Here is an 11,152-nt window from a genome sequence, read left to right on the forward strand (position 1 = left end):
GTGTCTGATAATTACAAAAGCAAAATGCTAGAATCGGATTGTTCGGGAGATTTTTACCAAAAATAATAAGGAGGGTTACTGATGAAAAAGCGTTTTGTTAATCGCCTTCTTGGCATGGGAACGGCTTGTGCCATGGTATTCACGGGGATTTTCGGACAGATGACTTCCGTCACGGCTTTGGCTGAGGGAAATCTTTCCGAAGTATCACCGGAAGGCATCGACGAAGGGGGTTCGAAGGATGCCGGCAGCCTTGACGGCAAGCAGGAAGATAAACAAGAGGGTGTGACAGAAGACACATTGAAGAAAGCTCCGGCAGATGAAGAGGGAAGCGAAAAGCCCGGATCCCAAGAGGGGGATCATGGCGGCGAATCCGAGAAGAAAGCTACGGAAGATGAAAAGGAAGGCGTAAAGTCCGGTTCCGACGGCGAAGAGGAAGCAGGATCGGAAGAGGAAGCGGGCAAAGACGAAGAAGTGAAAGAAGTAAAAGAGGAAGACGAAGTAAAAGACGACTTTACAAAAGCAGAAGAGGAAAAAGAAGATGTGACCGCTCTCCCGGAGGTCACCTCAGTAGTTGTGAATACAGAGGTCATGAAGCTTGGTCAATATCCGGTGAGCATGGTAGTTGAGCTGGACAAGGCCATGGCTGAAGACATAGAGCTTGGAGCTGAGAACATCAGCATAAAGGCAAGTAAAACAGGGTGGCTTTCACCCGACATATCGGAAAGAGACATTACAGTGGATGTTGAATCTGTCTCTTTTAACGAGAAAAGAGATCAGATAACCATAGTTCCCGGAGCGTTCCCGGACAGGTACTACTATGTTCCGGAGTATACGGTTACATGCACCTATGATGACAAGGAACTGTTTTCTTTTAACAAGGATGCCACAAAAACGGTGACACCTGTAGCGGATGATTTCCGGGCAAAAAACGACAACGGCATCTCCTACAATCTGTACAGCCCCCAAGCAGAGGGGCCGGTTCCTGCGGTGATCGTGTTCCATGGCTTTGGAGATGACGAAAATCTCTATGCAAACAGGATTGCGGTTACCTGGGCTGAAAGCAGTGCACAGGCAGAGCGCCCGGCATATGTTATCGCTCCGGTGTTCGGAGGATATTCCTATGTGTCAGAGGCGGCAAGGAATGCTGTTTATGATGGAACAAAAGCTGTTGTGGACGGCCTTGTGGCTGAGGGTAAAGTTGACCCCGATAGGATCTATGTAACAGGTAAGTCCTTTGGGGGAGCTGCTGTCATGGAATTTAATGAGCGCTATCCGGAATATTCAGCTGCCTCCATCTCTATGGCTCCTGCGGTTGCCTACACAGACTATTTCGGAAATGTAACGACCCAAGAGAACCTTGGGAAGATCAAGGATAAGAATATTTATATAGCTCAGTGCGATCAGGACACTACTGCTCCTTACGCAGGCACTGCCAAGATGTACAACGCTCTTCAGGAGCTTGGGGCAAAAGACATCCTGTTTACAACCTACAGCTTGGATGAGCTCAATGCTTCGGGAGCACAGGGCGATGCCCATGGGGTGGAGTGTATTGTCGCCGATGACGAGCGGTATGCAAGCTGGCTCTTTTCCTTCAGCAAAAAGAGTACACAGGAAGAGGGAGCTTCTCCTGATTACGAAGTGATACTTCCTGAGGGCTACAGCACTGCAAGAGCATCATATCCCGTTGTCTATGTGATGCCAAATGACGGCATTGACAGCTTTTCTGATACTGTTTATGAGAGAATAGACAGTGCCCTTGGAAACACTGCCATGGACATGATCGTTGTAAAAGTGAGATTTGACAAGGACTCTGATCCATACAGCGAAGTAAAGAGGATCATCAGCGAGGTTGACAATAGGTATAAGACCCTGAAGGATGCTCGTTACCGCGCTGTTATAGGTGAAGAAACCGGCGGATATCTTGCACATATTCTTACCTATACAGATGGCAGCGGAAAATTCCAGTCAAATCCCGGGCTGTTCGGACTTATGGCTTCAATCAACGGAGACTATGCCGGTGAAGCCAACATGTGGCTTGAAAAATACGGAAACATTCTTTCTGTAAGCAAGCTCAATAACAGCACAGCACTTAAATTCTATACTTATCTCTCTGCCGCATCCGAGGATGAGAGGGCTTACAGGGAGAACGGCGCCAACAGCGTCATCAGGTACTTTATTCAGAATTCATCAGCCTACGGCGGATTCTATACCTTATACTTCGGTAATGCAGACGAATATTCCCAGAATTTCTCCATCAAGAACGGCGTTTTCGATGAGGCCTTTGAGACAAAGAGCGTAGATGAAGCAATAAAGGGCATCAACAGAAGGATCACTCAGAATCTTGTGACAGGATCCCTGACTCTTACACCCCAGTCCGCTCTGGAATCCGTGGAGGAGATCGAGGCATCCTTCAGGATACAGGTTGCGGATACCTACAGTACTTTCTACGGCACAAAGAGCAAAATGGATGTTTCCATTGTTCTGATAAATCCCGATAACTCACAGGTGCTTGAGACTGTTTCCGTGGGTGAATTTGAAGTGGGAGCAGGCGTTTTCGAAGGCTCTGTTACTCTTCCCAACCGTGTGGAGAACATTAGCACTTCCGTTGCGCTGGTAGCTACACTGCGGGGCACAAGCTTTGCGGTTGACACCCAGGATCTTGTGCGTGTTCTTAAGACGGGAACAGCTCCGGAAGATCAGGTCATAGATTTTATGGGTGTATGGAAAGTTAAGCCCATTGCAGAAGATTCTTTTAAAAAGAGTGACTGGACAAACGAGGACGGAACACTTGATCTTGGAGATTATAACAGCTGGGATGAAGCAACTCCCTGCATTACCTGGTGGAACGGAACCAACGGTGTAGCGAGGAACTTTGTGGGATATGCCTGGTATGTAAGAGAGTTTGATATTCCCGAAGATTTTACCGTTGGAACCTATCAGATGCCCATAGGATATCTGGATGAGGGAGATATCACCTTTATAAACGGTGTCAAGATCGGCAGCACCGGCATGACTTCCTATACCTGGAAATTTGAGAGCGATCAGTGGGATACTTACAGAGCCTATGAGGTGAATCCGGATATACTGAACTTCGGCGGCAAAAACTATGTTGCGGTTCTTGCTCACAACAAATCCGGGGACGGCGGCTGGTACAAGGGCCATCCCGGACTCTATTCCCAGGCAGCTTTCAACAAGCTCAACAGTACACCCAGTGTTCTTGCCGATTCTGAGCCCACAGAGCTGATTGAGAAGACTGTGGAAGCACAGATAAAGGCTGTTTCAGAGGGGAATCTTGAGAAATATGCGCGGACTGTTTCCGATGCCTATTTCCAGACGGGAACAGATAAGAACAAGCTTCTTGAAACGGTAAAGTCATATGGAAAAGCTGTGATAAGCGATGCGGAGGCTGCTGTATACAATGCCGGTGACGATCTGTATCTCTATCAGGCAAGAAGGACCATAGAGACAGAAGATGGCAGCACCTTGCAGCTTGAGGTTAATGACTATTTCAGAGTTGAAAAGAATAAGGCTCTTCTTTACGGTGAGCACGATAGATTCTATACCCAGTATATATACTCTCCTCACAGAGAGACAGCAACGAAAGGTGACGGAAACGAGAGCTTCCTTGTATACCTTCCCGAGGGCTACTTCGATGAGGCTAATGCGGACAAGAGATACCCGGTAGCCTATGTTTTCCATCAGTACAACAGTAGCAGTAATTCCTGGAAGATCGACGGAATCAATGAGTTTTTGGATGCAGGAATAGCTGCGGGAGTTATAAAGAATACGATCCTTGTAATACCTGACAGCCAGCCTGAAAGCTGGTGGATGGGAGAATGGGTAGATATGGTGACCGAGGATATCCTCCCCTTCATTGATGAGAACTACCGCACGGTTAAGGATGCCAGATTCAGATTCACCGTGGGTGCTTCCATGGGCGGCAGCGGCTCCTACAATATAGGCCTGAGAAATCCTGATCTCTTTTCCGGAATAATCAGCTATTTCGGTGCACTCAACATGGGAGCTAAGCCACTTGATATAGCCAAAGACCAGTACAGCAAGGGATATCTTGATTTCCTTGGATACTACGGACAGTATTTCGTTTGCGGAAACCAGGACTTTTACAAGTTTGGTGTGCCCGCCATCGAGCTGGATGCACTTCTTAGAAATGTTAAGATCGACCACTTCTTCGAGCTGGAGGAGGGTGCCCACGACAGTGCCTTCTACAAGCCCTATGTGGTTGACAGCTTCAGCTATATGACCGCAAGGATTCCCAGCGTTACCGCTAATGAGGCCGGCAGAGTTCTCAAGGTCGGACTTAAGAATGCGTCTGTTTCAAAGGGAAGCGCGAAGGCAACCGTAACTGTTGCCGTAAACGACTCGGTAAAAGAATATCTGACTACCATACCGGTATCGGATTTCACAAAGAACACAAACCCGGATCTTGCAGTGCCTGTAACTCTGCGCCTCGTCGACAAGAATGGCGTTACCGTTGCAAAGAGCAGCAGGACTTCATATGTGAACTCATCTGCAAACCTTAGCTTTGACTTTGAACTTACAGGCTACGGAATCAGCAAGGATGAGCAGTACACACTTGTGGCATCGGCCAATCTCCTGGACTATCCTGCGGTAGCATCAGTATCGCTTCCGGGAAATCAGGCAGTAATACCCCCTAGTCCTTCTGAAGAAAACCGTATCAGTCCTTCAGAGGAAACTTCCGCATCCGAGGCTATGGCCTCTTATGAGTCCGGGGCCTCCGGAAGCGGAAATGTTAAGGAAGCTGCACAGGTACTTGGCGCAGTGAAGGAAGAAGGTAAAGCTGCGGCAGCAGGAAGAAAAGGATCGACAGGAAGAAGCAGATCCTCCGCAGGAAACACAGCCGGAAATACAGAGGATGCAAATGCAGCAGGGCAGGGCGAAGAAGGCAGCGATGAGACAGCCGCTTTGGATACGACAGAAAATGTGGCTGAGCCTGAGGTTACCCTTGATAAATCTGCTGATGAGACTCCTTCTGTAGAAGAAGGTGCAACTCAGAATCAGGTTGATATAGAGGAAAATGCCGTTCCTCTTTCCGACACTGTCAATGAAGGCGGTGTTAATGCAGGCGTTATCTTTGCCATTATAATCGCTGCAGCAATTTTAGCAGCAGTAGGAGTTGCGGCAGTAAGAAGACGCAGACAGTAAGCAGCAGTTCTACGTAAAACAGTGCTCCCGGGGAAATTCCCCGGGAGCATTTTTACAAATAATTCAGTTTTTTTTATTCGATAAAACATATATAATTAAAGTAGCGCATTTTTAAGTAAAATAAACCCAAGAAATCCCTTGAAACTTGAACGCGGATACTATAAGATTATCGTTAAAAATTGAAAATGTCTTATATGGAGGAGTATTTCTGACATGATGAATGACAACAGTTATGTTGAGTGCCTCGTAGTCAGCAAGGCGTCACCTGCGGTGAAAATCCTAAGCATCATTTCTCTTGTGCTGGCTGTAGCTTTCTTTCTATCTTCTTTGGCAGGCCTGGGTATCATCGGGCTTATCCTTTGTGTAGCCGCCGGCGTTGGCTACTATTTCCTGTCTTTAAATGCCAATATCGAATTTGAATATCAGTATTGTGACAAGGAAATCACCGTTGACAAGATCCTGAACAAGTCAAGGCGTAAGAATGTCGCCAAGTACGATGTTACCAAGATCGAGGTTCTTGCACCTTCACGTTCATATCATCTCGATGAGTTCAAGAACAGATCTTTTAAGACTGTGGACTATTCTGCAAGAGAGAAGAATCCTCAGCCCGACCCCACTTATACATTTATCTACGACGGCAAGGAAAAAGTGGTCTTTGAACCAACAAGCGAGTTTGTTGCAGCAGTTAAGAGCGTTGCACCCAGAAAAGTATTCACAGATTAATGATTTTTTAAAGCGGAGAGGATGAGAAAATGGGACAGATTATTGGAGAAGGAATTACTTTTGATGACGTACTTTTGGTGCCTGCTTATTCGCAGGTAATACCTAATCAGGTTGATGTAGGCACTTATCTTACAAAGAAGATAAAGCTCAACATTCCACTTATGAGCGCAGGAATGGACACCGTAACAGAGCACAGAATGGCTATCGCAATGGCCAGACAGGGCGGTATCGGTATCATTCACAAGAACATGTCTATCGAGGCTCAGGCCGAGGAAGTAGACAAGGTAAAGAGATCCGAGAACGGAGTAATCACAGATCCTTTCTCACTTTCACCGGATCATATTCTGGCTGATGCGGATTCGCTGATGGCCAAGTTCAGAATTTCAGGTGTGCCTATCACTGAGGGCAAGAAGCTGGTAGGTATCATCACAAACCGTGATCTTAAATTTGAAAAAGACTTCTCCAAGAAGATAAAAGAGGTAATGACCAGTGAGAATCTGATCACTGCCAAAGAGGGTATCACTCTTGAGGAGGCCAAGAGCATTCTGGCCAAGTCCAAAAAGGAAAAGCTCCCCATTGTAGACGACGATTATAACCTTGTTGGACTTATCACCATCAAGGATATCGAGAAGACCATCAAGTATCCTCTCTCAGCCAAGGATGAGATGGGAAGGCTTCTGTGCGGCGCAGGTGTTGGTATTTCCGCCAATGTTCTCGAGAGAGTACAGGCTCTTGTAGATGCAAAGGTTGACGTTGTTGTTCTTGACTCAGCCCATGGCCATTCAGAGAACGTACTTAAGTGCCTCAGAATGATAAAAGAGAAATTCCCTGATCTTCAGGTTATCGCAGGAAACTGCGCTACCGCTGCAGCTGCCAAGGCTCTTATCGAAGCCGGCGCCGATGCTGTCAAGGTAGGTATAGGACCCGGATCCATCTGTACAACACGTGTGGTTGCAGGTATCGGTGTTCCTCAGATCACAGCAGTTATGGATTGCTACGCTACCGCTAAAGAGTATGGTATTCCCATTATCGCTGACGGCGGAATCAAGTACTCCGGAGATATCACAAAGGCTATCGCAGCAGGTGCCAACGTGGTAATGATGGGTTCAATGTTTGCGGGCTGCGACGAAGCTCCCGGCGAGTTCGAACTCTTCCAGGGAAGAAAATACAAGGTATACCGCGGAATGGGATCTATCTCAGCCATGGAGAACGGTTCCAAGGACCGCTATTTCCAGGAGGATGCCAAGAAGCTGGTTCCCGAGGGCGTTGAAGGACGTGTTGCATACAAGGGAACAGTTGAAGATACCGTATTCCAGCTTATGGGCGGACTTCGCTCAGGTATGGGATATTGCGGCTGCGGCACCATTGAAGAGCTCAAGGAAAACGGCAAGTTCATGAAGATGACTTCTGCAGCTCTTCGTGAGTCACATCCTCATGATATTCAGATCACAAAAGAAGCACCTAACTACAGTGTAGACGGACAGTAATCAGGAAGCTTTATATATACATAACAGAAAAAGGGGACTACGGATTTGCAGGACAAAACTGTAATCTTCGAAAACGACATGACGATGAGAGATGGCCTGGCTCCCGAACCACAGACGGGAGCTCTGGGTCATTTTGCGCTTAAAAACGGCGAAAAGATGCAGGATTGGCAGGACCGTTTCTGCGAGATGGCCGGCGTTTATGCGCTTTGTATCAGTGCGGACGGAACCCGGCTCACTGAGTTTTCCGGGAACCCCCATGAAGTTCAGATCATAAGAAAATACGTCAGTGACATTCGTATTCACAACATCTATAAGCGTGTTTCGGACAGCGATTTAGAGGATCAGGCCGTGGAGATCACGGAGATTCCAAACCTGATACTTGCTGCCGTTGCCGTAAAGAGCGGTGGAGTACTGTCAGCAGTCCTGGGTCGTATGCGGTTTTCTTTACCGACGCCAAATATGACAAAGAGCTCTTTAAGTATCCGCCCATCGACAATTTCCAATATCAGATCTCTGAGGACAAATTCTATAAGACCCTTGATCTTTTAAGAGAGACTTTGAGCGTATTCATCACAGTGGAGGCCTCAAGGTCTGAAGCTGTTGCCATCAGCAGGGAGAGCAGGCAGCAGGAGATCGAGATGACCAGCTCCTTCCACAGAGCCGAGACCATGACTGAGATCGTATCTCTTTTGGACAGCAATGATTCCATAGAGGAGATCATGGCGCAGACTCTCTCGAAGCTGTGTTCCTATCTCCAGATAAGCCATGCCTTTACCTGCAGACTTCATCACGGCCATCTTATGGATATAGTGGTTCAGTGGGCGCTTCCCGAGATTGGAAAGCTCTTCCCTGTACCGACGGATCAGGAGACCTGCTGGTTCCTGGGCAATCAGAAGGCGGTAGTCATTTCCTCCGATACCCAGATGAATGCAGGAGAGCGTGAGCAGCTGACGACCTTGGGATCAAGGCACTTGTCCTCCATGCCCATAGTGATCAACGGTATGCCAAGGTTCTATGCGTGCTTTACGGAGAACAGAAACAGCAAGGTGTGGTCCCATCGATGACATTAAGTTTATAAACGATGCCATCAGGATCCTTCAGAGCATTATCACCAAGAGACTGCAGAAGAATTCCCTCGCCAGCTCTTTTGCCTCACTGGAAGCGGTTCTGGATAATGTGGGAAGTTCAATATATGTAAGGGACATAACCTCAGGAGTGCTTCTGTTTGCCAACAGGAGTTTCAAAAAGAGCTTCTCCAAGGAGCTTGCGGACAATAAGCTCTCGGATCTTTTTGAAAAGAATATTCCGCCCAGGAGCCACAGCGGAAACTACGAGGTTCATAACAGAGAACGTGAAAAATGGTATGACGTCTACTATACAAGGATCAAGTGGGTAGACGGCCGTCCGGTTTCTCTGTGCGCTATTTATGACATTACCGAGAAGAAGCTGTACCAGAAGAGGATTGAGCAGCAGGCCTACACGGATTTCCTCACCGGCCTCTTCAACAGAATGTGCTGCGAAAAAGATCTGGCGGCCTTCGTGGAGGATACCAGAAAGAACGGAGGTCACGGTGCTCTCATGTACCTGGATCTTGACGACTTCAAGCATATCAACGACAGCCTTGGCCATCAGTACGGCGACATCCTTTTGCAGGATATCTCGAAGGCAGTCAGCAGGATAGAGGGAATCTCAAGCTCCTGCTACAGAATGGGCGGGAGATGAGTTTGTCATCATCGTTCCTCCTGAGAGCTATTACAGAATAGACAAAGGATAATCGAAGAGATAAAAGATGCTTTTGCTACGCCCTGGTATCTTAAGGACAGCGACTAATTACTGCACCATGAGTATGGGACTGTAAGATTCCCGGATCACGGCGACAGCGTAGCGGAGCTCATAAAAGTCGGACGTTGCCATGTACGCGGCCAAGAAAGTCCGGCAAGAACAGGATTGCGGAATACTCCGACAATATTGATTCGCGTCCATCCACAGACTCGACCTTGAGAAGAGCATGTACGATGCCATCAAGAAGCAGTGCGGAGGAATTCGAGGTATTCTTCCAACCTGTTGTCCAGCAAGGAAGACGGCAAGAAGGGTAAGAAGGGCAAAAAAGGCGATCCGCCATGTGGGCGCTGAGGCCCTTGTAAGATGGGAACAGCGAAGCTCTGGGCTTCCTTAGTCCCGATGACTTTGTGCCTCTGGCCGAGTACCTGGGACTTATCAATCCCATTGGAAACCACGTCCCTTCGCAAAGCCTGCGAGTGCTGCAGACTGTGGAAGAGGCAGGTACCGGAGAGTATGCCATAAGCGTAAATCTCTCCGTGGTACAGATCATGCAGACGGATATCGTTGATATTGTAAGGACCTGCATAGAAGAGAATCACATCAAAGCCCGAAAATATCATACTGGAGCTCACAGAGCGTCTTGCCATCAATGACCTGGCAAGGACCCAAGCAGACTCTTTTTGGATATTAAGGATCTTGGAGTCAGGCTTGCGCTGGATGATTTCGGAACGGGATATTCCGCCCTCAGCAGCATCAGGGCACTGCCCTTCGATATCATCAAGATCGACAAGGATTTTGTAAAGGATATTCATATAGATCCGTATTTCCCAGGCCTTTGTAAGGTCCATCGTTGACCTGGCGGGATCCATCGGTGCCGAGGTATGCGTAGAGGGAATTGAGGCGAAGAACAGCTTAAGGCGCTGGATGGTATGGGTGTTTCCTACGTCCAGGGATACTATTACGACAAGCCTCTAAGAAGGCAGCCTTTGAGGAGAAGTACGTTTATAACCCGCAGTGATATCTTATCGCACGGCTTGTTCTTATGATATACTATAGGTGCACAATAATTTAGAAAGTTGGTTTTTTTAGCAATGGCAGAAGAGATAAGACAACACAAATGAAGAAGGTGCCGGAGTTCCTTCCAGACACTTTATCGAGCAGGCAATCGACAAGGACCTGGCAGAGGGTGTTTACGATCACGTACATACCCGTTTTCCTCCCGAGCCCAACGGTTTTCTTCACATAGACACGCCAAGATATTCTTCTTAACTATGGCATGGCCAAGGAATACAACGGCAAGTTCAATATGAGATTTGACGACACCAACCCCCACCAAGGAGAAGTCCGAGTTCATGGACGCCATCATTGAGGATGTTAAGTGGCTTGGTGCCGATTACGAGACCGTCTTTTCCATGCATCAGACTATTTTGATGAGATGTATAGGATGCGGTCAAGCTCATCAAGAAGGGCAAGGCATAGTTTCCGAGCTACTGCAGAGCAGAAGAGGGAGTACAGAGGAACCCTCAACAAGAGCCCGGCAAGGACGATCCAAACAGGAACAAAAGCGTTGAGGAGAACCTTCGCCTCTTTGAGGAGATGAAGGAAGGCAAGTACGAGGACGGAGCTTTGACTCTCCGCGCCAAGATAGATATGGCATCACCTAACATCAATATGAGAGACCCGATCATCTACCGTGTGGCTCACATGACTCACGCAAGGACCGGTGACAAGTGGTGCATCTATCCCATGTATGATTTTGCACATCCCATTGAGGATGCTATCGAGGGCATCACACACTCCCCTCTGCACACTGGAGTTTGAGGACCACAGACCTCTTTACGACTGGGTCAAGAACGAGTGCGAATACAAGAATCCTCCAAGGCAGATCGAGTTCGCCAAGATGTACCTCAACAACGTTGTAACAGGAAAAAGATACATCAAGAAACTTGTAGAAGACGGCATAGTTGACGGTTGGG

General features: G+C 47.7%; 6 protein-coding genes and 2 pseudogenes. All 8 read left to right on the forward strand.

Annotated elements, in window-relative coordinates:
• The first annotated feature begins 81 nt into the window (after positions 1–81).
• Positions 82–5,184 (forward strand): alpha/beta hydrolase-fold protein, encoded by a 5,103-nt coding sequence (locus tag T456_RS0108860; protein ID WP_024865831.1) that lies wholly within the window; start codon positions 82–84, stop codon positions 5,182–5,184.
• Positions 5,185–5,397: 213 nt separating this feature from the next.
• On the forward strand, positions 5,398–5,907 hold the full coding sequence (locus T456_RS0108865; protein ID WP_024865832.1) for a DUF6106 family protein: 510 nt from the start codon (positions 5,398–5,400) through the stop codon (positions 5,905–5,907).
• Between the two features lie 29 nt (positions 5,908–5,936).
• Positions 5,937–7,394 (forward strand): IMP dehydrogenase, encoded by a 1,458-nt coding sequence (gene guaB / locus T456_RS0108870; RefSeq protein ID WP_024865833.1) that lies wholly within the window; start codon positions 5,937–5,939, stop codon positions 7,392–7,394.
• Positions 7,395–7,439: 45 nt separating this feature from the next.
• A complete protein-coding gene (locus T456_RS0108875; RefSeq protein WP_024865834.1) occupies positions 7,440–7,943 on the forward strand; it encodes a hypothetical protein in 504 nt (167 codons plus the stop codon).
• Positions 7,944–7,951: 8 nt separating this feature from the next.
• A complete protein-coding gene (locus tag T456_RS0108880) occupies positions 7,952–8,458 on the forward strand; it encodes a hypothetical protein (RefSeq protein ID WP_024865835.1) in 507 nt (168 codons plus the stop codon).
• Positions 8,409–9,116, forward strand: a complete 708-nt coding sequence (locus T456_RS0108885; protein WP_024865836.1) for a sensor domain-containing diguanylate cyclase — start codon at positions 8,409–8,411, stop codon at positions 9,114–9,116. The genes T456_RS0108880 and T456_RS0108885 overlap by 50 nt, the downstream gene beginning before the upstream one ends.
• Before the next feature lie 467 nt (positions 9,117–9,583).
• Positions 9,584–10,030 (forward strand): annotated as a pseudogene (locus T456_RS23055) (EAL domain-containing protein).
• Positions 10,031–10,328: 298 nt separating this feature from the next.
• A pseudogene (locus T456_RS24065) lies at positions 10,329–11,152 on the forward strand (glutamate--tRNA ligase family protein); the annotation flags it as partial.

This window comes from Butyrivibrio sp. FCS014, from assembly GCF_000526935.1.
In the GTDB taxonomy this organism is placed as follows: Bacteria; Bacillota; Clostridia; order Lachnospirales; family Lachnospiraceae; genus Butyrivibrio.